The sequence below is a fragment of the Actinosynnema sp. NPDC049800 genome (genome assembly GCF_040656635.1).
In the GTDB taxonomy this organism is placed as follows: Bacteria; Actinomycetota; Actinomycetes; order Mycobacteriales; family Pseudonocardiaceae; genus Actinosynnema.
In genome coordinates this window covers 26,734-46,828 of sequence record NZ_JBFAMT010000054.1, presented here as the reverse complement: position 1 = coordinate 46,828, position 20,095 = coordinate 26,734, and the positions used below count along the sequence as shown (strand labels likewise).

General features: G+C 72.8%; 23 protein-coding genes. 9 read left to right on the top strand and 14 right to left on the bottom strand.

Translation table 11 applies throughout. The features are described from left to right. Positions 1-228: 228 nt before the first annotated feature. From AB0I91_RS36875 to AB0I91_RS36860, 4 genes are all read right to left on the bottom strand, one after another. Positions 229-1,449 (bottom strand): ABC transporter substrate-binding protein, encoded by a 1,221-nt coding sequence (locus tag AB0I91_RS36875; protein ID WP_499641007.1) that lies wholly within the window; start codon positions 1,447-1,449, stop codon positions 229-231. 87 nt (positions 1,450-1,536) lie between these two features. Further along, a complete protein-coding gene (locus tag AB0I91_RS36870) occupies positions 1,537-1,701 on the bottom strand; it encodes a hypothetical protein (protein ID WP_498772731.1) in 165 nt (54 codons plus the stop codon). A gap of 347 nt (positions 1,702-2,048) precedes the next feature. Continuing rightward, positions 2,049-4,433 carry a glycoside hydrolase family 65 protein gene (locus AB0I91_RS36865; RefSeq protein WP_498772833.1) on the bottom strand — a complete coding sequence of 795 codons (2,385 nt, stop codon included), beginning with the start codon at positions 4,431-4,433 and terminating at the stop codon, positions 2,049-2,051. Between the two features lie 23 nt (positions 4,434-4,456). Next, positions 4,457-5,173, bottom strand: coding sequence for a beta-phosphoglucomutase family hydrolase (locus AB0I91_RS36860; protein WP_498772732.1), 717 nt, complete (start codon positions 5,171-5,173; stop codon positions 4,457-4,459). Between the two features lie 71 nt (positions 5,174-5,244). Here AB0I91_RS36860 and AB0I91_RS36855 point away from each other — a divergent pair, with 71 nt between their 5' ends. Then, on the top strand, positions 5,245-6,552 hold the full coding sequence (locus AB0I91_RS36855; RefSeq protein WP_498772734.1) for an NAD(P)/FAD-dependent oxidoreductase: 1,308 nt from the start codon (positions 5,245-5,247) through the stop codon (positions 6,550-6,552). A 3-nt stretch (positions 6,553-6,555) separates the two neighbouring features. Here the strand turns inward: AB0I91_RS36855 and AB0I91_RS36850 are convergent, their stop codons facing one another. Continuing rightward, positions 6,556-6,876, bottom strand: a complete 321-nt coding sequence (locus AB0I91_RS36850; RefSeq protein ID WP_498772736.1) for a DUF3140 domain-containing protein — start codon at positions 6,874-6,876, stop codon at positions 6,556-6,558. Positions 6,877-6,992: 116 nt separating this feature from the next. Between AB0I91_RS36850 and AB0I91_RS36845 the strand changes: the two genes are divergently transcribed. Continuing rightward, positions 6,993-7,373 (top strand): hypothetical protein, encoded by a 381-nt coding sequence (locus AB0I91_RS36845; protein WP_498772738.1) that lies wholly within the window; start codon positions 6,993-6,995, stop codon positions 7,371-7,373. Further along, on the top strand, positions 7,370-7,510 hold the full coding sequence (locus AB0I91_RS36840) for a hypothetical protein (RefSeq protein WP_498772740.1): 141 nt from the start codon (positions 7,370-7,372) through the stop codon (positions 7,508-7,510). Before AB0I91_RS36845 ends, AB0I91_RS36840 begins: the two co-directional genes overlap by 4 nt. A gap of 4 nt (positions 7,511-7,514) precedes the next feature. Here AB0I91_RS36840 and AB0I91_RS36835 read toward each other — a convergent pair whose 3' ends face one another. Both AB0I91_RS36835 and AB0I91_RS36830 read right to left on the bottom strand, forming a co-directional pair. Then, positions 7,515-8,132 carry an SRPBCC domain-containing protein gene (locus AB0I91_RS36835; RefSeq protein ID WP_498772742.1) on the bottom strand — a complete coding sequence of 206 codons (618 nt, stop codon included), beginning with the start codon at positions 8,130-8,132 and terminating at the stop codon, positions 7,515-7,517. Continuing rightward, positions 8,129-8,473 (bottom strand): ArsR/SmtB family transcription factor, encoded by a 345-nt coding sequence (locus AB0I91_RS36830; protein ID WP_053716034.1) that lies wholly within the window; start codon positions 8,471-8,473, stop codon positions 8,129-8,131. Before AB0I91_RS36830 ends, AB0I91_RS36835 begins: the two co-directional genes overlap by 4 nt. A 116-nt stretch (positions 8,474-8,589) precedes the next feature. Between AB0I91_RS36830 and AB0I91_RS36825 the strand changes: the two genes are divergently transcribed. From AB0I91_RS36825 to AB0I91_RS36815, 3 genes are all read left to right on the top strand, one after another. After that, a complete protein-coding gene (locus tag AB0I91_RS36825) occupies positions 8,590-9,237 on the top strand; it encodes a hypothetical protein (protein WP_230570660.1) in 648 nt (215 codons plus the stop codon). 200 nt (positions 9,238-9,437) lie between these two features. Next, positions 9,438-10,328: a sunset domain-containing protein gene (locus AB0I91_RS36820; RefSeq protein WP_499641005.1), complete on the top strand. Its 891-nt coding sequence runs from the start codon at positions 9,438-9,440 to the stop codon at positions 10,326-10,328. An 83-nt stretch (positions 10,329-10,411) separates the two neighbouring features. Then, entirely contained in the window at positions 10,412-11,176 is a 765-nt protein-coding gene (locus AB0I91_RS36815) for an ATP-binding protein (RefSeq protein WP_498772746.1), read from the top strand. Between the two features lie 12 nt (positions 11,177-11,188). On the opposite strand, the gene AB0I91_RS36810 is transcribed toward AB0I91_RS36815, so the two are convergent. From AB0I91_RS36810 to AB0I91_RS36795, 4 genes are all read right to left on the bottom strand, one after another. Further along, the gene (locus AB0I91_RS36810; protein ID WP_498772748.1) at positions 11,189-11,536 is read right to left on the bottom strand and encodes an STAS domain-containing protein; all 348 of its coding nucleotides are present in this window, start codon (positions 11,534-11,536) and stop codon (positions 11,189-11,191) included. Between the two features lie 168 nt (positions 11,537-11,704). Continuing rightward, a complete protein-coding gene (locus AB0I91_RS36805; RefSeq protein ID WP_499615761.1) occupies positions 11,705-12,709 on the bottom strand; it encodes a C40 family peptidase in 1,005 nt (334 codons plus the stop codon). Positions 12,710-12,898: 189 nt separating this feature from the next. Beyond that, a complete protein-coding gene (locus tag AB0I91_RS36800; RefSeq protein WP_498772751.1) occupies positions 12,899-13,261 on the bottom strand; it encodes a DUF397 domain-containing protein in 363 nt (120 codons plus the stop codon). Beyond that, positions 13,261-14,136 carry a helix-turn-helix domain-containing protein gene (locus AB0I91_RS36795; protein ID WP_498772753.1) on the bottom strand — a complete coding sequence of 292 codons (876 nt, stop codon included), beginning with the start codon at positions 14,134-14,136 and terminating at the stop codon, positions 13,261-13,263. Before AB0I91_RS36795 ends, AB0I91_RS36800 begins: the two co-directional genes overlap by 1 nt. A 146-nt stretch (positions 14,137-14,282) precedes the next feature. On the opposite strand from AB0I91_RS36795, the gene AB0I91_RS36790 reads away from it, so the two are divergent. Further along, positions 14,283-14,822: a Scr1 family TA system antitoxin-like transcriptional regulator gene (locus AB0I91_RS36790; protein ID WP_499641003.1), complete on the top strand. Its 540-nt coding sequence runs from the start codon at positions 14,283-14,285 to the stop codon at positions 14,820-14,822. Here the strand turns inward: AB0I91_RS36790 and AB0I91_RS36785 are convergent. Then, the gene (locus tag AB0I91_RS36785) at positions 14,799-15,692 is read right to left on the bottom strand and encodes a PfkB family carbohydrate kinase (protein ID WP_499615766.1); all 894 of its coding nucleotides are present in this window, start codon (positions 15,690-15,692) and stop codon (positions 14,799-14,801) included. The genes AB0I91_RS36790 and AB0I91_RS36785 overlap by 24 nt on opposite strands. 187 nt (positions 15,693-15,879) lie before the next feature. Here AB0I91_RS36785 and AB0I91_RS36780 point away from each other — a divergent pair, with 187 nt between their 5' ends. Together AB0I91_RS36780 and AB0I91_RS36775 are read left to right on the top strand one after the other, a co-directional pair. Continuing rightward, positions 15,880-17,115, top strand: a complete 1,236-nt coding sequence (locus tag AB0I91_RS36780) for a lytic polysaccharide monooxygenase (protein ID WP_498772759.1) — start codon at positions 15,880-15,882, stop codon at positions 17,113-17,115. Beyond that, a complete protein-coding gene (locus AB0I91_RS36775; RefSeq protein WP_498772761.1) occupies positions 17,115-17,660 on the top strand; it encodes a hypothetical protein in 546 nt (181 codons plus the stop codon). The genes AB0I91_RS36780 and AB0I91_RS36775 overlap by 1 nt, the downstream gene beginning before the upstream one ends. 10 nt (positions 17,661-17,670) lie before the next feature. Here the strand turns inward: AB0I91_RS36775 and AB0I91_RS36770 are convergent, their stop codons facing one another. Continuing rightward, the gene (locus AB0I91_RS36770; protein WP_230570671.1) at positions 17,671-18,714 is read right to left on the bottom strand and encodes a LacI family DNA-binding transcriptional regulator; all 1,044 of its coding nucleotides are present in this window, start codon (positions 18,712-18,714) and stop codon (positions 17,671-17,673) included. 340 nt (positions 18,715-19,054) lie between these two features. Then, a complete protein-coding gene (locus AB0I91_RS36765; protein WP_498772763.1) occupies positions 19,055-20,083 on the bottom strand; it encodes an endo-1,4-beta-xylanase in 1,029 nt (342 codons plus the stop codon). Between the last annotated feature and the right edge of the window lie 12 nt (positions 20,084-20,095).

The following is a 20,095-nucleotide window of genomic DNA, read 5'->3' as shown; positions in this document are numbered from 1 at the left end:
CGCCAGCCTCGGGCCGCTGCCCGGCCTTCTTCCCTGTCCGCCGTTCGCGCACGGCCGCCTCGTTCCGCATGACCTGGGGTTACCCGCGCCCGTTCGGCTCATCCTCGCCCCCCGCGTCTTCCCCCTATGGGTCATATCGCCGACCACGTTCCGGCATTACGGCTAATCGCCGGGTCACGGTCAGCGCGTTCGGCGTGCGACCAGCACCGGGACGCCCGGCGGCGCGACCTAGCGCGGCAGCCGGTCGATCTCCGCCCTGGCTTCGGCCGTCGCCTGATCGGGTCGGCGCTCCCCGGTGAGCACCCGCGTGGCCATGGTGGCGAGGGCGCGTGAGATTTCCGGGTACCGCGCGCCGTACGCGGTGCGCGTCCGCGCCTCCCGCAGCCCGCCGGTGAAGCCGACCACGTTCGGGTCCCACTGCCAGGCCAGGTCGTCCAGGGTGTCCGCGCGGTTGGGCAGCGCGCCGAGGCCGCCGCCGAACTCGGTGACGTTGTCCGGGTGCTCGGCCAGCCACGTCAGCACGTCCCACGCCTCGTCGACCCGACCGCTGCGGCCGATCACCCACGCCTCGCCCCCGAGCTGGCCCGCGCCGCCCGCCGCCCCCTCCGGCAACGGCGCCGCCGCCCAGTCCAGCCCCGCCTGGTTGAGGTCGGGGATCGCGGCCGGCCCGGTGATCGCCATCGCGCACCGGCCCTCGGCGAACCGCTGCCGCGCGTCGGCGTCCGTCCAGCCGAGCACCTCCGCCGGCGTGCTGCGGTCGGTGTTCACCAGGCCGTCCAGGTGGGCGAGGGCGTCGAGCGACGCCTGGTCGCCGATCCCGTCGACGTCACCGCCCGCCTGCCACAGCAGCGGCAGGAACGTGACGGTCAGGTCGTCGTCCTTACCGCCGAAGCACAGGCCGGCCCGGTCGGCCGTGGTCAGGGCCTTCGCGGCGGTCCGCAGCTCCTCCCACGTCGTCGGCGGGTCGGTGAGGCCGGCCGCGGCGAAGTGGTCCCGGTCGTAGACCAGCGCGGTGGTGGTGCTGCGCAGCGGCACGCCGTGCACGCGTCCGCCGTGGGTGACGCTCTCCCGCACCGGCGCGAGGAACTCGTCCCCCAGGTCCCACCGGTCGAAGCGATCGGTGAGGTCGGCCAGGGCGCTGCCCTCGGCCAGCCGCGGCAGGTCGGTGGAGTCGACCGCGGCGATGTCGGGGAACACGCCGGACGCGGTCGCTTCGGCGAGCTTGGCCCGGAACTCGGGGTAGGGCAGGGAGGTGCGCTCGATCCGCACGTCGGGGTGTTCCTGCCGGTAACGGGTCAGGAGGTTGTCCACGGCCTGGTTCGCCATGGGGGAGTGGTTGAGGTAGTCCCACCAGGTGAGTGTCACCTGGTCGGGGGTCTCGGTCTGCTCTGCGTTGCACGCACCGGCGGCGACCAGGATCGCTGCCAGGAGCAGCGCTCGTCCACGCATTCCGCTCCACCCTTCGGGGTAGGCGACCTTTACGGGCTGCGCTCGTCCTACTCCGCTGCGTGAGGCGGTGTCAAGATCGGAGGTGGTTCAGACCTTCGGCCGGGGGCGCGGCTGCGGCCGGTCGGTCGTTCCGGTGGCGGGCGCGGGCGCCTGCCCGCCCGGTGGCTCCGGCTCGACGGGCTCGCCGGGCGTGGGGATGAGGTCGGCGAGGTACGTGGCCGCCAACTCGTCGTAGATCGGTGTTGAGCTCACGTTCGGGAATCCTGTCCGGCTGAGGCCCGCGGCGCTGCCCCTCTCACTCCTGTGGGTTACCTCCCGCCTGGGGCGGACCGGCGGGCGGCGCGGTGCCGCGCCGGTGGTTGCGGAGATCGTTCGCGCTGGTCACCGGTGCTGCCGGGCGATCGTGGACGGTTCGGCGCGCGGTCGTGCGGGCGCGGTGATGACGCGGATCACGCCACTGCCATCGGAATCCGTGATTGAACCCCGGTAACAGGGGTACCCGCCCCTACGATGAGGCCGTAGGCGGCCGCCGCCCCCCAGTCGGCCGCCTGACAAGTCCCGGCCGGGCTCCCCTCCCCCCAAGAGTCCGGCCGGGCACCTCATCGTCGATCTTGTTGCGACGCCGTGGTTTCCGTTCCGGGATCCCCCGGAACGACTGTGAACGACCCGCGGACCGAGGGCGACCTCCGGGCGGGCGCGCGGTGCGGCGGCTGGCTCAGCTCGGGCGGCTCGGGCGGGTCCGGTGTGGACATCGTGACCGGCGCGCCCGGCTGCACCACGATCGGCTCGCCGTGGTGGCTCGCGCGCAGGGTGTCCCCCGCGACGATCCGGTAGGTGACCGAGCCCTCCTCGACCTCCACCGCGAGCCGGGTGCCGCGGAACGACATGCGGAACGCCATCCGGGTCAGCCCCGGCGGCAGGCGCGGCGCGAACGCCAGTTCCCCGTCGTGGTCGCGCATGCCGCCGAAGCCCGCCACCAGCGCGATCCACGCGCCCGCGAGCGAGGCCATGTGCAGTCCGTTGTGGACGTTGCGGTGCAGGTCGTGCAGGTCGGTGAACGCCGCCTCGGCCAGGTAGTCGTAGGCCAGCCGCACCGCGCCGACCTCGGCGGCCAGCACCGCCTGCGTGCCGGCCGACAACGACGAGTCGCGCACCGTCCGCGGCTCGTAGTAGGCGAAGTTGCGGGCCTTCTGCGCGGGCGTGAACGCGTCGCCGCGCACGTGCATGGCCAGCACCAGGTCGGCCTGCTTGACCACCTGCTTGCGGTACAGGTCGAAGTACGGCCGGTTGAGCAGCAGCGGGTACTCGTCGGGGTCGGTGGCCTCGAAGTCCCACTCGGCGTGCGAGGTGAACCCCTCGTTCTGCTGGTGCACGTCGAGCAGCTCGTCGAACGGGACCAGCATCTTGTCGGCGGCCTCGCGCCAGCCCCGCACCTCGTCGGCGGTGACCTCCAGGCGCTCGACCACGTCCGGGCACCGGTCGCACGCGTCCGCCGCGCCGCGCAGGTTCTTCTGCGCGATGAGGTTGGTGTAGACGTTGTTGTCCACCACGGCCGAGTACTCGTCCGGCCCGGTCACGCCGTCGATGCGGAACCCGCCGTGCTGGTCGTGGTGCCCCAGCGACGTCCACAGCCGCGCGGTCTCGACCAGGATCTCCGCGCCGCACTCGCGTTCGAACGCCCGGTCGTCGGTCGCGTTCACGTACTGCGCCACGGCGTGCGCGACGTCGCCGTTGACGTGGAACGCGGCCGTGCTCGCGGGCCAGTACGCCGAGCACTCCGCGCCGCTGATCGACCGCCACGGGAACGCCGCGCCGAGCTGGCCGAGCACGCGGGCCCGCTCGCGCGCCTTGCCCAACGTCGAGTGCCGCCACCGCAACGCGTCCCGCGCCGCCTCCGGCACGGTGTAGGCCAGCACGGGCAGCACGAACATCTCGGTGTCCCAGAACGCGTGCCCGTCGTACCCCGGCCCGGTCAGCCCCTTGCCGGGGATCGCCCTCGTCTCGCCGCGCACCGCCGCCTGCATGATGTGGAACAGCGCGAACCGCAGCGCCTGCTGCAGCTCGTCGTCGCCGTGCAGCTCGATGTCCGCGACCTCCCAGAAGTCGTCCAGGAACCGCCGCTGCTCGGTCAGCAGGCCCTCCCAGCCGGTCTGCCGCGCGCCCGCCAACGCCGCCTCCACCTGCGCGCGCAGCGCGGGCACCGACCGTTGCGCGGACCAGCCGTAACCCAGGTACTTCACCAGCCGCAGGCGCCCGCCCGCCGGCACGTCCACGGCCGCGGTGAAGCGGGCCAGGTCGCCCTCGGCGCGGATCTCCGTGCGCACGCCGTCCTCGACGTCGAGCTCGTGGTCCATCGCGGCGGCCATCCGCAGCCCGGAGTTGCGCGCGTGGTGCGCCAGCACGGCCCGGTAGTCCTCGGCGTGCGCGAAGTCCGCCACCAGCGGCTCGTTCAGCGCCGCGGCCACCCGCGGGTCGTCGCCCTCGTTCTCGACCGGCTCGTTGGCCAGCAGGTCCGACTGCACCACCAGCTGCAGGTCCTCGGCCGGCACGACCTCGTAGTGGATCGCCGCGACGGCCCGCTGGGTCAGCGACACCAGCCGTTCGCTGCGCACGGTCACCCGGCGGCCGGTCGGCGACTCCCACTCCGTGCAGCGGCGCAGCGTGCCGGTGCGGAAGTCCAGCTCCCGCTGGTGCGCGTGCGCCCGGCCGTAGCGCATGTCCAGCGGCTCGTCCTCGACCAGCAGCCGGATCACCTTGCCGTCGGTGACGTTGACGACGGTCTCGCCCGCCTCGGGGTAGCCGTAGCCGGATTCGCCGTACGGCAGCGCGTGCTCCTCGTAGAAGCCGTTGAGGTAGGTGCCGGGCAGCCCGCGCGGCTCGCCCTCGTCCAGCGTGCCGCGCAGCCCGAGGTGCCCGTTGGACAGCGCGAACACCGACTCGGTCCGGCGCAGCTGGTCGACCGCGAGGCCGTCCCAGCGCACCATCCAGGGGTGGATCTCCCAACCGGTCACAGCAGCTCCGCCAGGTCCTCGACCACGACGTCCGCGCCGTGCGCGCGCAGCGCCTCCCGCTGCCCGGTCCGGTCCACGCCCACCACGTGCCCGAACCCGCCCGCGCGCCCGGCGGCCACGCCCGCCAGCGCGTCCTCGAACACGGCGGCGTGCTCCGGGCTCACGCCGAGCAGGCGCGCGCCCGCCAGGAAGGAGTCCGGCGCGGGCTTGCCCTTGAGCCCGTCGCGGCTGATCACCACGCCGTCCACCAAAGCCTGGACGAACGGGCTGAGGCCGGCCGCGTCGAGGACCTTGCGCGCGTTCGCCGACGACGTCACCACGCCGATGCCCAGCCCCTCGGCCTCGACCGCGCGCAGGTAGGGCACCGTGCCCGCGTAGGGCGACACGCCCTCGTGCCGGATGATCGCCTCCAGCAGGGCGTTCTTGCGGTTGCCGACGCCGTGCACGGTGTCGGCGTCCGGCGGGTCGTCCGGCTCGCCCTCGGGCAGCGTGATGCCGCGCGAGGCCAGGAACTCGCGCACGCCGTCGTAGCGCGGCCGGCCGTCCACGTACTTGAGGTAGTCCGATTCGGCGAACGGCGGCTCGCCGTGCGGGCGCAGGAAGTCGTCGAACGTGCGCCGCCACGCGCGGCGGTGCAGCACGGCCGTGCTCGTCAGCACGCCGTCGAGGTCGAAGAGGCAGGCGGTGATCGCGTCGGGCAGTCCCAGGGCCATGCCCAGTTGTCTACCCCTTCTCCGTCCGGGGTACCCGCTGGCGGAGTGGACACCGGCGGAGGGATCGAGCCATGGGCAAGCCGCGCGTGCTGGTCGTCGGAACGGGCTTCGCGGGCTACCACTGCCTGCGCGCGCTGGAGCGCGTGCTCCCGGCCGACGCCGCCGACCTGGTGGCGGTCAACCCCACCGACTACATGCTCTACGTGCCGCTGTTGCCGGAGGTCGCGGGCGGTTCGCTCGACCCGCGCCGGGTGGCCGTGCCGCTGCGGCCCAAGCTGCCGCGCACGCGGTTGGTGCAGGCGCACGCCACCGCGCTCGACCTGGCCGCGCGCACGTGCACGGCCGTCGACGTCGAAGGGCGAGAGCAGGTCCTGGAGTGGGACCGGCTCGTGCTGACGGCGGGCTCGGTCACCCGGTTGATGTCGATCCCGGGCGTGGCCGAGCACGCGTTCGGGTTCAAGTCGGTCGCCGAAGCCGTGTTCCTGCGCGACCACGTGCTGCGGCAGGTCGAGCTGGCCGAGCAGGCCGACGACCCGGCCGAGCGGGCGGCGCGGGCGACGTTCGTCGTGGTCGGCGCCGGGTACACGGGCACGGAGCTGGTGGCGCAGGGCCTCCAGCTGACCCGCTCGGCGTTGCGCGGGCGCAGCGGGTTGGCGGAGTCGGAGGTGAAGTGGGTGCTGGTGGACCTGGCGCCGCGCGTGCTGCCGGGGCTGGACGAGCGGCTGTCCGGGCCCGCCGCGCGGGTGCTGCGGTCGCGCGGCGTGGACGTGCGGCTGGGGACCAGCGTCGAGGAGGTCACCGCGGACTGCGCGAAGCTGACCGACGGCAGCCGGATCCCGACGCGCACGCTCGTGTGGTGCGTCGGCGTGCGGCCCGACCCGTTGGTGGGCTCGGTCTCGCTGGCCACGGTGAAGGGGCGGGTGGTGGTCGACCCCACGCTCGCCGTGCCGACGCACCCGCACGTGTTCGCCGCCGGTGACGTGGCGGCGGTGCCGGACGTGTTCAACGGCGGGAAGCCGACGCCGATGACCGCGCAGCACGCGCAGCGCCAGGGCAAGCTCGCCGGGCGCAACGTCGCGGCCTCCCTCGGCCACGGCCCGGTGGGCACCTACCGGCACCGCGACCTGGGGTTCGTGGTCGACCTGGCCGGCGCGCAGGCGGTGGCCAACCCGCTGCACGTCCCGTTGACCGGCCTGCCCGCGAAGGCGGTGGCGCGCGGCTACCACCTGCTGGCGATGCCCGGCAACCGGCTGCGGGTCGCCGTCGACTGGCTCACCGACCTCCTCGCCCGCCGCCAGGTCGTCCAGTTCGGGCTGGTCCCCGAGGCGGGCGTGCGGCTGGGGGACGCCGAGAAAGCCGGCGCCGCCAACCGGGGGTGAGGCTCAAGCCGGCTTGAGCGGGTCGTGGCCGATGGACATCAGCCGGTGCCTCCAGTGCGCCTCGCCCGCCGTCGGCTCCAGGTCGTCGCGCCGCTGCTCCCGCACCCGGTCCACGACCTTCTGCATCACCTTGACGTCCTCGGTGGTCAGGTCCGTGCGCCGCTTGCGCAGGACGCGCAGCACGTCCTGGCCGGTCGGCGTGCCCGCCTGGTCGGGCACGGTCTCGCTGTCCTCGTCGGCCGAGCGGGTGCGCAGCCAGTCCTCCAGTTCGTGCGAGGTCATGTTCACCACGCGGTGGAAGTCGTCCCACAAGCTGTCGGTCATGGGGGAGAGGGTTGCCGCTGCGGCGGAGGGTGAAACGCGGGCCGTCGGCGCGACCTTTGCGCGATCCGAACATTCGCCGCACGCGCTCCACACCGCGACCGGCGATCGTGGTCGTCATGAAGACACCGATTCGCCTCGCCGTCGTCGTCACCGCCGCGTTCGGGCTCTGCTCGGCCGGGGTCGCGGCGGCTCAGGAGAGCAGCTACGCGCCCATCACGATCAGCCCCGACCAGGTGAAGCAGCTGTGCGAGAAGCGGGCGCCGCGGATCGAGGAGCGCGTCACCCGGATCACCACGCGCATCAACGGCGGGCCGGAGGTGGCCGGGTCGACGGCGTGGCTGCGGGCGCAGGCGCAGCAGGCGCGCGACGCGGGCAACACCGCCCGTGCCGAGCGGTTGGAACGGCGGCTGGAGCGGCGCGAGGGGCAGCTGACCAGGCTCGGTGACGCGCAGCGCCGGGTGGACGAGTTCCAGGCGTCGCACTGCGGTGTGAAGTGAGGGTCCTGGCGGCAGCGGTCGTGCTGCTGTTCGCGGTGGCCGGGTGCCGTGCCGAGGGCGCGCCGCCCGCGGACCCCGGCTTCGACGGGATCGAGGCGACGCTGGACGCCGTCGAAGCCGAGGTCTCCGAGCCGTAGGGCGTCAGCCGACGTCCGGCGTGTACTGCCCCTTCGCCACCGCGACCGCCCCGGCCAGCTCCTCCTCCGAGGCGGTGCCCGACTCGCGGACGACCGCCGTCCACGCGTCGATGGACCCGGCGTTGAACCGCTGGGTCTCCGGCGCGTTGGCGGCGGCGACCGGGTCGAAGTCGTCGCTCACCTCGCCCGCGAGGTACAGGCCGAGGCCGAGGAACGCGCCGTCCCAGCCGGGGCCGACGTACAGCGCGCCCGCGCCGCTGCCCGCCATCGCCTTGGGCACCGTGTGCTCCAGCTCGACCGTCGTGCGCTCGTCGCCGTCCTCGGTCAGGCGCAGCTCGACGATGCTGGTGTCGGCGCCCCACGTCAGCCGCAGCAGCTTCGGCGGCGCGCAGGTGAGGACGGTGCCGCTCGCGTTGTGCTCCACCTGGAAGCTCCCGCCCTCCCGCAGGTCGCCGCTGACCGGCAGGAACCAGCGCTTGAGCCGGTCCGGGTCGGTGAGCGCGTCCCACACGTCCGCCGCCGCCGCGTCGTACGTGCGTCGCAGCAGCACGCCGATCGTCTCGTCCGAGCCCGCGCCCACCTCCCGGTGGATGGCCTTGAGCTGGTCGGCGATGTCGATCACTGTTGTTCCTCCTTGAGTCGCCTCTCGCGCTTGCCGCGCGCGAGTTCGGTGGCCAGCGCGTCGAGGTGCCCGCTCCAGAACCGGCGGAACCGGTCGAGCCACTCGTCCACCTCGCGCAGGCCCTGGTCGTCCACCGCGTAGAGGCGTCGGGTGCCTTCGGCGCGGACGCGGGCGAAGCCGTTCTCGCGCAGCACCCGCAGGTGCTGGGAGACCGCGGGTTGCGAGATGCCGAACTCCCGGCGGACCACCTCCGTGACCGCGCCGGAGGTCTGCTCGCCGTCGGCGAGCAGCTCCAAGATGCGGCGACGGACCGGGTCGCCGAGGACGTCGAACGCGTGCACGACCAGCATCTTTCAGCCTGGGCTTATATAAGTCAAATCTAAGACTCAGGAATTGTCGGTGGTCGGTGGCACTATCTCGAACGGATGTTCGGTACGCGTTCGAAGGGAGCCATGCGATGCGAGTTCGACTAGATCCCCGTCAGTGGCCCGGCCGTGTCATCCCCGAGACCGACGCCGAGATCGACACGGCGGTCGAGGCGCTCTGCCTGCGTGCGACCTGGCCCGATGCCCACCGCGCCGCCGTGCGCCGGGTCGTCGAGCCCTGGTTCGCCGAGGGGTGGAGCGTCGATGCCCTGCTGGCGGCGGTCGACCGCAGGCCTGACGGCACCAGGCAGGGCAGCCCGAGGAGCCGCGACCAGGTAGCGCACGACTTCCTCCGTGCGCGGCTGAGGTCGTGGTGGCAGGGGGGCGCGCGGCGTGCGCGCCCCCCGGTGGCGGGCATGACGCTGGGCGCCTGGTGGCGCATCAACCGGCGCAACGCCCGCTTGACCGAGCCGCGCGCCCGGCGGCCGCTGAGCACGGCGGGCAGCCTGGCGCGCGAGCAGTCGCGGGAGCGGGTGCGGGCGCGGCTGAAGGACCCGGTCGAGCGGTCGCGCGAGTTGGCGCGGCGGCGGCAGGAGGTGCTGGACGGGTTGTTGGTGCCGGGGCAGCGGGTTCCGACGTTCGACGACGCCCGCAAACTGCTGGCCGACGTGCGGCTGCCCGCGCACCCCGTGTGCAGTCGGTGCGGCTGCAGGCAGGGGGTGCTGCCGAACGCCGCTTGACGCGTCCTTAGTCTGTGGTACCCGACACGGTGAATTCGGCCGACGGGTCGTGTGCTTTCGGGTCGAGCTGGTGGTGTGGCGTCGTGACTTCGGGTGGCAACGCCCGTGACGCCCTGCTCGCGGACCGAGCTGCGCGCGGCCTGTCGTGACGCGTCCGGTCGACGTCCCTGTTCCGCAAGCTGTGGCCGTAGGAGTTGGCAGTGTCCTGGTTGTTCACCATCATCCTGTGCGTGGCGGCATTCCTGGCCGGCGCGGCCGTCGTCTGGCTGCGCCTCGACCCCACCATCCGCGACCTGCGCGCCCAACTGAACCAGCCATCCGCCCCCAAGGCGACCACCGACACTCCCGCCGCCACCACCACCGCTGCCGCTGACGCCACGGACACCGCTGACACTGCCGCCGCTGCGATCCCGGCCGCCGAAACCACCCCGGAGCCCGCCAAGGCCACCGAGGTCGCCGAGGAGCCCGCGCCCGCCAAGGCTCCCGAGGCGGTCGAGCCCGAGGCCGTCGAAGAACCCGAGACCGTTTCGGCACCGAAGTCCGCGCAGGAGCCCGAGATGGCCGCGGAAGCCGCAGCGCCTCAGGCCGCCGAGGAACCCGTCACCGAGGAACCCGCCGCCAAGTCCGAGCCCGAGGTCGAGGCCGAGCCCGAGGTCGGCCAGCCGGTCGAAGAGCCCGTCGCGGTCGAGGAATCCGCCGCGGTCGAGTCGCCTGCGGCCGTTGCCGAGCCCGTCGCCGTTGCGGAGCCTGTCGCGGTCGAGGAGCCCGCCGAGGAAACCGCGCCCGTCGCCGGCGAGCAGCCCGCCGAGGAAGCCGCGCCCGTCGCGGTCGAGGAGCCGGTCGAGGAAGCCGCCGCCGCAGACCCCATCGCCGCGCCCGCGTCAGTCGCCGCACCCGTGGTCGCGGAGGAGGTCGCCGAGGTGGTCCTGGAGGTCAAGGCGAACTCCAAGTCGATGATCTTCCACACCCCCGACTCGCCGTACTACAAGCGCATGAAGGGCGACGTCACCTTCAACTCGGTCGCCGAGGCCGAGCGCGCCGGCTACACCCAGTGGACCCCGAAGCCGAAGGTCGCCTCGCCCGCGCGCTGAGGTAGGCCGTCCGGACCACTCGTGCGTCGCGATCAGGCGAATAGCGTTACACCGCTCGGGTATTCACCGATCGGGGTGACCTGATGCCAACGCGAGATGGTGGGCGGGGAGCCGGCGACGTGGCCGCGCTCGCGCTCCACCGCACGGACGTCGACGGCGCGGCGGTGGTCCGTCCGACCGGTCGGCTCGACCTGACCACCTATCGCGAACTGCGCGACGGGCTGCTCAAGTGCGCCGTGGACGAGCCCACCGCCGTGATCGTGCGGCTCGACGACGGCTTCGAGTGCGCCACGCCCGCCTTCATGTCGGTCTTCACCACGGTGGGTCTGCGCGTGTCGGAGTGGCCGGGCGTGCCGGTGATGCTGGTCGGCGAGTCGCCCGGCCACCGCCGCGCGCTGGCGACCGGCGACACGGGCGCCGTGCCCCGGTTCACCGCGCTGAACGCCGCCCTGGCCGCCGTCGAACTACCGTCCGAACGCACGCGCGACGAGACGCAGCTGCCCCACTCGCTGCTCAGCGGCCTGCTGGCGAGGCACTTCGTGCGCGAGGCGTGCCAACGCCGGGACGTCACCCACTTCGTCCACGACGCGGTCACCATCGCCACCGAGCTCGTCGAGAACGCCGTCCGCCACGCCCGCTCCGCGCCGGTGCTGCGCGTGGAACTGCGGGGCCACCGGCTGACCGTCGCGGTCCGCGACGAGAGCCCCGACCCGCCCCAGGAGCCGAAGGCCGAACCCCCGCGCTCCGGCGGCTGGGGCCTCACGATCGTGTCGTCGCTGAGCCGCACGTGGGGCTGCTACCCGTGGCCGCACGGCGGCAAGGTCGTCTGGGCCGTCCTCGGCGACTGAACGCCGAGCCCGTCAGCTCGCCTCGCTCACCGCCGTCACGATCGTGAAGTGGTCGACGAGGTCCGTCAGCTCCAACGGGTGCAGCACGACCTTTGTCGTCGCGACCAACCGCAGCGCCGTGCCGACCGACTCGCACGCCGACCGCAGTGCGATCAGCAGGTTGATGCCGGTCGACCCGAGGAACGTCACCCCGGAGAGGTCGAGCACGAGGACCCGGCTCGCGTCGCCGAGCCGGTGCCGGACGTACTCCTCCACGCCCGGCGCCGTCGCCATGTCGAGCTCACCGGCCACGGCGACCACCACCACGCCCGCGGACACCTCGCGCGCCGTGAGCGTGACGGCGTCGGTGAAATCGTCCATGTCCACCCCTGGGTGTGGTCGGCAGAGTGCGGCTGCCTGCTCAACCGCGTTCAGCCTAGGCCCAGGAGAACTGTGAGCGCCCGTCAGGACCGGTGCAACTCCTCCGACCCGACCCGACCACGACCCGCCACCCCGAAGGCGTTCTCGGGGCCGGCCGTCCTGGTGGGCTCAGCCGACCACGCGCCGGATGACGTTCACGGGCCCGATGGACTCGATGTCCTGCACCTTCACCGGCACGCCCTCGGTGGACGCGTGCACGGCGCGGATGCCGTCGATCGCCATCGCCACGTGCGTCTGGCCGGAGTAGTAGATGATCAGGTCGCCGGCCTTGACGTCGTTGCGCGACACCGACCGGCCGATGGTGGCCTGGCCGTAGGTGGTGCGCGGGATCGCGATGCCGACCGACCGGTACGCCGCCTGCATGAGGCTGGAGCAGTCCCAGGTGTTCGGGCCGTTCGAGCCGTACACGTAGTCCTTGCCGCGCTGGGCCAGCGCGAACGCCAGCGCCTCGCCTGCCTTGCCCGCCGGGACGGGGATCGGGCCCATGTCGCCCGCGTTGTTCAACGCCGCCCGCTCCGCCGAGCTCAACGAGCGGTAGGCCTCGCGGGCTTCGGTGATCTGCCCGTCCAGCGCGGCCTTGCGCTGGTCGATGTCCGCGATGGCCTTGTTCGCCGCGTCGGCGGCCTCGTTCGCGCGGCGGGCGGCGTCGTTGGCCAGGTCGACGGCGTCGCTGAGCCCTTGCAGGGCTTCGGCGTTGTCGCCCGCCAGCACGCCGAGCGCGGACATGCGGTTGAGGAAGTCCTGCTGCGAGTCGCTGACCAGCAACGCGGACAGCTGGCCGAACCGGGCGCCCTCGAAGGAGGCCTCGGTGAGCAGGTCGACCTGGCCGCGCAGCGCTTCCTGCGCCTGCTGGGCCGTGGCGATGTCGCGGTTGGCCTGGTCGAGCGAGCCCTGGGCGTTGGCCAGCGTCTCCTGCGCGCGCAGGTGCTCTTCGTTCAGCGCCTCGGCCTGGTGGGAGAGGTCGTTGTACTTCTTCAACGCCTCGGAGGCGTTGGACGGCGTCTCCGGGTCGGCGGCGGCTTGGGGGAGTGGCAGGGCGGCGCCGAGCAGCGCGGAGACGGCCGTGGCCGTCAGGGCTGCGCGGACGGTGCGCTGAGCGGATTTCGACGCCACGGTTCGCGCAATCCTCCTTGAGCCGGCTGGGCCCCGAACGGGTTACACCCGCCCAGGGTCTCGGACAGGTTACGGAACCCGTCGGAGCCAGTCCATAAGGGGTCCACTTCAGCCGGTTCCGGGGACGTCCGCCATCGCTCTTCGCCCGCTGTGGTCCGACGGTCTCGGGCCGACCCGGCGCGAAGAAGGTCAGCTCGCCCGCGCGACGACGGCGGAGTGGGTGAACTCGCCCGCCCGCACGCCGCGCATGAACATCTCCCACTCGCCGCGCGTGTAGCGCAGGGCCGCATCACCGTCACGTGCGCGGAGGATCGCGCCGCCGCGCGGCGCGGGCAGCACCGTCAACGCGCCGTCCGCCTCGACCGAACCCGCCACCAACTGGCGGAGGAAGTCGTCCCACGCCGGGGCGTCCACGGTGAGCACCGGTCCGGCGCCCTGGTCCTTGGTGTCGCGCACCTGGACCACGTCGCCGTCGAACCGGACCTCGACGCAGTCGCCCGACGCCGTGCTGAAGCTGCTCTTGAACCAGGTGGCCGAGGGGTTGTGAGGCATCAGAACCGCTCCATCTCGTGGTAGACCGCGTCGATGAACCCGCGCGAGTCGCGGTCGTCGAGCGCGCGGTCGAACGTCTCCGCGAAGCTCGCCGTCGACTCGAGTATCACTTGGCGCTTGTCGATGATGACACCGCTGATCGCTGTCTCCTGGTACATCAGGTCGCCGAGCCTGTTGGAGCGAAAGGAAAGGATCTTCAACGCCGCGCCGAGCAAGGGGTGCGCCCCCGCCGCGAAGGGGATGACCCGCAGCCGGACGTGACCGCCCTTGCGGTCCAGGACGTCCAGCAGGTGCGCCAGTTGCCGCCGCATGACACCGGCGTCGCCGACGAGTTGCCGCAACGCCGCCTCGCCCAGCACGACGTCGAGCCGCAACGGGTCGTCGCCGTCCAGGCGGCCCTGCCGCGCCAGCCGCGTCTCCAACCTCGGGCCGACGTCGACGGGCCGGATGTACGGCGTGCCCGCCCGCACCACCGCCCGCGCGTAGTCGGCGGTCTGGAGCAGTCCCGGGATGATGTCCGGCGCGTACTCGAAGACCTTGTCCGCGCCCGCCTCCAACCCCAGCAACCGCAGGAACTCGTCCGAGTAGAGCCGGGCGTAGTCGTACCACCACTCCCGCCGCTCGGTCCGCGCCCGCAGCGCTTCGAGCCCGGCGCGTTCGTCGTCGGCCAGCTCGTAGGCGTCGGCCAGGTCGCCGAGTTTCGCGGCCGTGAGCCGGCGCTTGCCGGACTCGATCGCGGACAGGTTCGTGCCGCCGATCCCCGTCGTCCTGCCGACCGCCGCCGCCGTGAGCCCGAGCCGTTCCCGGTGCTCCCGGAGCCTCAGCCCGAGTTCCCACGCCTGCACCGTGCTGGAGATCGGGGCGTCGTCGCCCATGTCCTTCGTCCCGTCGGATCTGGTGGTCCGGAGCGATACCGAGAGTAGCGACACCGCACCCGTCCGATGAATCGACACCGGGATAATTATCAATATAGCTTCAGGTCAAGCACGAGAAGTGTCTCGCGGTTCGAGGTGATGACCTGATGGACCACCAGCCCACGCTCCGTGGCCGCCTGCTCGGCCGGGAGCTGCGCCGGGTCCGCGAAGCCGCCGGCCTGACCGTGGCCGAACTCGCCGCGCGCACCCAGCAGTGCCCGCAGCGGATCAAGCGGCTGGAGGACGGCGTGGCCGCCGCGCCGGCGCCGGACCCGACGATGTGGTGCGCCTGGGGCGCCGAGGCGACGAGCGTGATCAACGTGCTGTGCCGCGCCGCCGAGCGGATCGACGTCTTCGCGCCGCTGGGCGTGCACCCGTCCCTCGCACGGCTGGACGCCGACCGCTGCACGGCCTACGTCCTGGAGGGCGTCACCGTCGACCGCGCCGACGTCACGGTCCGCGTGATCCGGCCCGGCGCGGGCCACTGCCCCGGCGTCGAGCACCCGGTGACGCGGTTCGTCCTCGCGGACGGCCCGGCCGTGGTGTTCTACGCCTACCTGCACCGCGCGATGTTCACCGACGACCCGAGCCACCTCCGGTCGGCGCAGGAGTTCTTCCGACGCCTAGCCGAACTGGCGCGCGCCTAGCGCGAGCCCGGTGAGGTCCGTCCGCCCGCCGGGGTGGCCAACCGCGCGACCGGCGGCGGCCGTCGCGAGCCGACCCGCGTCACCCGGGTCGTCACCCCGCACCAGCGCCACGGTCAGGGCCGCCACGAACGCGTCGCCGCCGCCGGTCGTGTCCACGACCTCCTCGTCGGTCAACGCGATCACCGCCGAGTCCCCGTCCCACATCAGCACGTTCGCCTCGCCCGGCACCTCCAGCGCCACCACCGACGGGCCCCTGGCGAGCAGCTCGCGTCCCGCCCGGAGGGCCGCGTCCGTCCCGGTGATGGACCGCCCGGTCAACGCCTCCGCCTCGCGGTGGTCGGCCCGCACCACGTCCGCCGCGGCCAGGAGCTCGGCCACCCGCCCGTCCGGCGCGCCGTCCAGCACGACCAGCCCGTTCGCCGCGCGGGCCGCCGCCAGCGCCGCGTCGGCCGGCTGCTGCAACTGCACGATCACCGCGTCCGCGCCGCCCAGCATCGCCGACGCGGCCCGCACGTCCTCCGGCGTCACCAGCGTCGGCCCGGGGACGTCCTCCAGGTACCGGTACCCGCCGTCGCACACGACGTCCACCATCAGCGCCGTCCGGACGCCCTCGCGGCACACCACGGCGGCCGTCGCTACGCCGTCCGCGCCGAGCCGCTCGACCAGCAGACGGCCCTCCCGGTCGTCCCCGACGACGCCGACCAGCGCGGCCGTTGCGCCGAGCTGCCTCGTGCCCCGGGCGATGTTCGCGCCCTTCCCGCCGAGCATTTCGCGACGTTCCAGCACGCTCGCGCGGCCACCGGATCCGGGCACCGCGGGCACCACCAAGACCAGGTCACGGGCTATCTGACCGACCACCGCGATCCGCATGGTCGAGCGGTACCCGGTGGCCACCAGTTGAAACGGGTCGTTGACGTGGCGTCACCGGTAATGCGATCGTAATTCTGGGAGCGCTCCCAGTCCTGTGGTTCACAGATCACCGTCGATCTGAAGGAGAAGGTCCTTGCGACTCAAGCGCTTTGGGGCGTTGGCGGTTGCCGCGCTCGGTATCGTCGGTGTGACCAGCGTCTTCGTCCAGAGCGGCGTAGCGGTGGCGCACGGGTCGATGACGTACCCCCCAAGCCGCACCTACGCCTGCTACGAGGACGGCAGGGCGGGCAGCGGCGGCGGCGACCTGAACCCGACGAACCCGGCGTGCGTCGCCGCGGTGCAGCTCGGTGGGAAGCAGCCGCTGTGGGACTGGTACGGCAACCTGATCAGCCAGGCCGCTGGCAAGCACCGCGAGATCATCGCCGACGGCGACCTGTGCGGGCCCACGACCAAGTACGACGCCTACAACCTGGCCCGCAGCGACTGGCCGGTGACGACCCTGCGCGCGGGCGCGTCGATCAACTTCAAGTACAACGCCTGGGCTCCCCACCCGGGTCGCTGGGACCAGTACGTCACCCGCGACGGCTTCGACGTGACGCAGCCGCTGAAGTGGTCGGACCTGGAGCCCGCGCCGTTCGACAGCATCACCAACCCGCCGCTGGGCAGCGGCGAGTACTCGTGGAACGGCACCCTGCCCAACAAGTCCGGCCGCCACATCATCTACTCGATCTGGCAGCGCAGCGACAGCCCGGAGGCGTTCTACAGCTGCTCGGACGTGAACTTCACCGGTGGCGGCGGCGGTGACACCCAGGCGCCGACGGCGCCGGGCACGCCCACCGCGACCGCGACGGCGGACTCGGTGTCGTTGAGCTGGCCCGCGGCCTCGGACAACACCGGCGTCAGCGGCTACACCGTGTACCGCGAGGCGGGCGCGACCGACGTCTCGGTCGCGACGACCTCGGGCACCACGGCCACGGTCACCGGTCTGAGCGCGGACACGGCCTACCAGTTCTACGTGGTGGCGCGGGACGCGGCGGGCAACACCTCGTCGCCGTCGATCGCGGTGTCGGTGCGGACCAGTACGGGCGGCGGCACGACGCCGGGCGCCTGCGCCGTGACCTACAGCGTGCCCAGCTCGTGGTCCGGCGGCTTCACCGCCAACGTGTCGGTGAAGAACACGGGCAGCAGCGCGGTCAGCGCGTGGCAACTGGTCTGGGACGTCCCCTCGGGTCAGGGGATCACCCAGGCGTGGTCGGCCGAGGTGGCCGTCGCGGCGGGCAAGGCCACCGCGAAGGGCGCCAGCTGGAACCAGAACATCCAGCCGGGCCAGACGGTGAGCTTCGGGTTCAACGGCACGTCGCAGGGGACGCCCGCGAACCCGACCTCGTTCGCCCTCAACGGCGCTTCCTGCGCCGCGGCCTGATGTTGGGTCGGTGCGCGGCCCTGGTCGCGCTCCTGGTGGGGTCGGTCGCCTGCTCCTCGGCGGCGACCGACTCCCCCGGTCTGGGCTCCAACGCCCTCGGCCCGCCGCTGGGCACCCCGGCGGCGGTCGGGGAGTGGGTGCGGGAGAAGACCGGGCAGTGCGACGAGGTGGTGCCTCGGACGATGGAGGAGTTCGCCGAGTTCGTCGGTCCGCTGCGGGCGAGGCTCTACGCGCCGTACGTGGCGGAGTGGGCGACGTGCGAGGCGGGGCCGTACCAGCGGCTCGGGCTGGTGGTGTTCCAGCGCGAGAAGCTGCCGGACTTCCAGCGCGCGTGGCAGGGCGCGATGGCCGGCGGCGAGGTGTCGGACAACCCGGACTTCGGGTTCGGCAACGGCTTCGCGTTGAGCGGCACGCTCGGCCTGGAGCTGCTGGGACTGCACGAACTGCGTTGCACACCGGTGGGACCCGGCGAGGAGGTGGGGCACACCCTGCCCGCGGAGGCGGAGGGGTGCACCTACGTCCAGAAGCCGGGCCACCACCACTAGAGGCGGCTCGTCAGCGTGGCGCGGCGGTGCTCTGACGCACCACCAGCGTGGTGGCAAGCTCGATTCGGCGGTGTTCGGGCTCTTCACCACGTGCCAACGTGATGGCGAGACGGGTGCCCGCCGCGGCCATGTCCTGCAGCGGCTGCCGGACCGTGGTCAGCGGCGGGCCCACCCATTGCGCGACCGGGAGGTCGTCGAAGCCGATGACGCTGAGGTCTTCGGGGATGCGCAGGCCGGCCGCGCGTGCCGCCTCGTAGACGCCGAGGGCTTGCAGGTCCGACCCCGCGAAGACCGCCGTGGGCGGGTCCGGCAGGTCGAGCAGCGGCGCGAACTGGGCGCGCCCGGACTCGACGTGGAAGTCGCCGTACCGGACCAGGTTCGGGTCGTAGGCCAGGCCGGCGGTCTCCAGCGCGGCGCGGTAGCCGTCCACGCGGGCGCGGCTGCACAGGACCCGCTCCGGGCCGCCGATCATGGCGATGCGGCGGTGGCCGAGCTCGATCAGGTGGCGGGTGGCGGTGAGGCCGCCGTTCCAGTTGGTGGCTCCTATGGAGGGCGTCTCCAGCTGGGGTTCGCCGATCGGGTCGACCACGACGACCGGGATGTCCCGCGCGCGGAGCTTCGCCAGCTGCGAGGACGTGAGGTCGGAGAAGACGGAGATCACCGCGAGGGGCTTGCGCGCGATGACGCCTTCGAGCCAGCCGTGGCCGGGGGTGAGCCTGCCCTGCGACTCCGACAGCACGAGGGCGAGGCCCTGCTCGGCGGCGACCTGCTCGGCGCCCCGGATGATCTCCAGCGCCCAGGCGCTCTCCAGCTCGTGGAACATCAGTTCCACCAGGTTGGACCGCCGCGACCGTTCGTCCGCCCGCCTCTGGTAGCCGTGCCGTCGGATGATCGCCTCGACCCGTTCCCGGGTGTGCGGCGCGACGTCGGCGCGGCCGTTCATTACCTTCGAAACAGTCGGAACCGAGACCCCGGCCTCCGCCGCGATGGCGGCAATGGTGATCTTGCCCGAGGCTGTGCCATCCGAGGGTGACGGGTCGGCTTTGGTCGGCATGGGGGCAGTCTACGGCAGCCCCGCCCAGTTCCGGCCGCTAGACGCGGGGGAGCGGTGGTGGGTTGTTCGTCACTTGGAGTGTCCGTAACACGTTCGAAACATTCGACGTTTGAATCGAAACTGTCGAATATCCGGTTGCGCCCACCCAGCCGCACCGTCGAGGTTAGCGCAACGTGGCACCCGGCCGGCCCGGAAACGGAGCCCGAACGGCCCAACCGGCGTCGTCCTGACCGCTCAACCCGGGTACCCGTCGCGCGTGTCGAACGCTCAGGCAGCCGGGTTCGACGGTGGGAAGGCTCGGGCCCGCTGGGAGAGGTGTGGCGGGCCCGAGCCGGTCGGGTCAGCTCCGGTGGCGTGCGCCGCCGGACAAGAGGTCCTCGCGCAGGGCCCGGTGAGCGGGCTTGGCGGCGAAGTTCTCGTCGAGGATGCAGGCCGCACCAGCACCCTCGAACCACCCGGGCACCCAGGAGTACCTGTCCGCGTACCCCCAGACCGTGAACGACAGGCAGCCCGGCGTCAGCAGGCACGCCCGCAGCAGCGAGCGGTACACGTCCGCCTGGGCCCGCAGCTTCGCCGGATCGGGCGGCATGGCCATCCGCACGTCGGCTTCCGTCACCGCGGTGTGCACCCCGAGGGCGTCGAACCGCCCCAGGTTCTCCGCAAGCGTCGTCGGCGGCTGCTCCACCGAGCAGTGGCCCTGCACGCCGACGCCGTGGATCGGCACGTCCTGCCGCTTCAGCTCGCGCACGAGGTCGTACACGCCGTCGCTCTTGGCGTTGACGTCCTCGATGTCGTAGTCGTTGTAGAACAGCAGCGCGTCCGGGTCGGCCTCGTGCGCCCACCGGAACGCGTCCGCGATGTAACCGGGGCCGAGCGCCCGCAACCAGACGGTGTCGCGCAGCGTCCCGTCCTCCTCGACCACCTCGTTCACCACGTCCCACTGCCGGACGTGGCCCCTGAAGTGGCGCATGGTGGTCTGGACGTGCGCCTTCAGCACGGCCCCGAGCTCGTCCGCGGGCACGTCCGCCAGCCACGCCGGGTTCTGGTTGTGCCAGACCAGCGTGTGGCCGCGCACACCCTGCCCGTTGGCCCGGGCGAACGCGACCAGCGCGTCGGCCGGACCCCACTCGTAGTGCCCGCGGGTCGGCTCCAGCGCCTCCCACTTCATGGCGTTCTCGGCGGTGACGCTGTCGAACTGCGTCGCCACCCACTCGCGGTAGACGTCGTCCTCGGCCAGCGCCGCGAGGTTCACGGCGGTGCCGAACGCGAGGCCGTGCGGGGCCGCGAGCTGCCGGAGCGCCGGGTCCACCGCCGCCGCGGGTGCGGCGGCGGCGGAACCCGCGACCGGAACGGGCGCGCCGTCGGGCATGAGCGTCCCTCC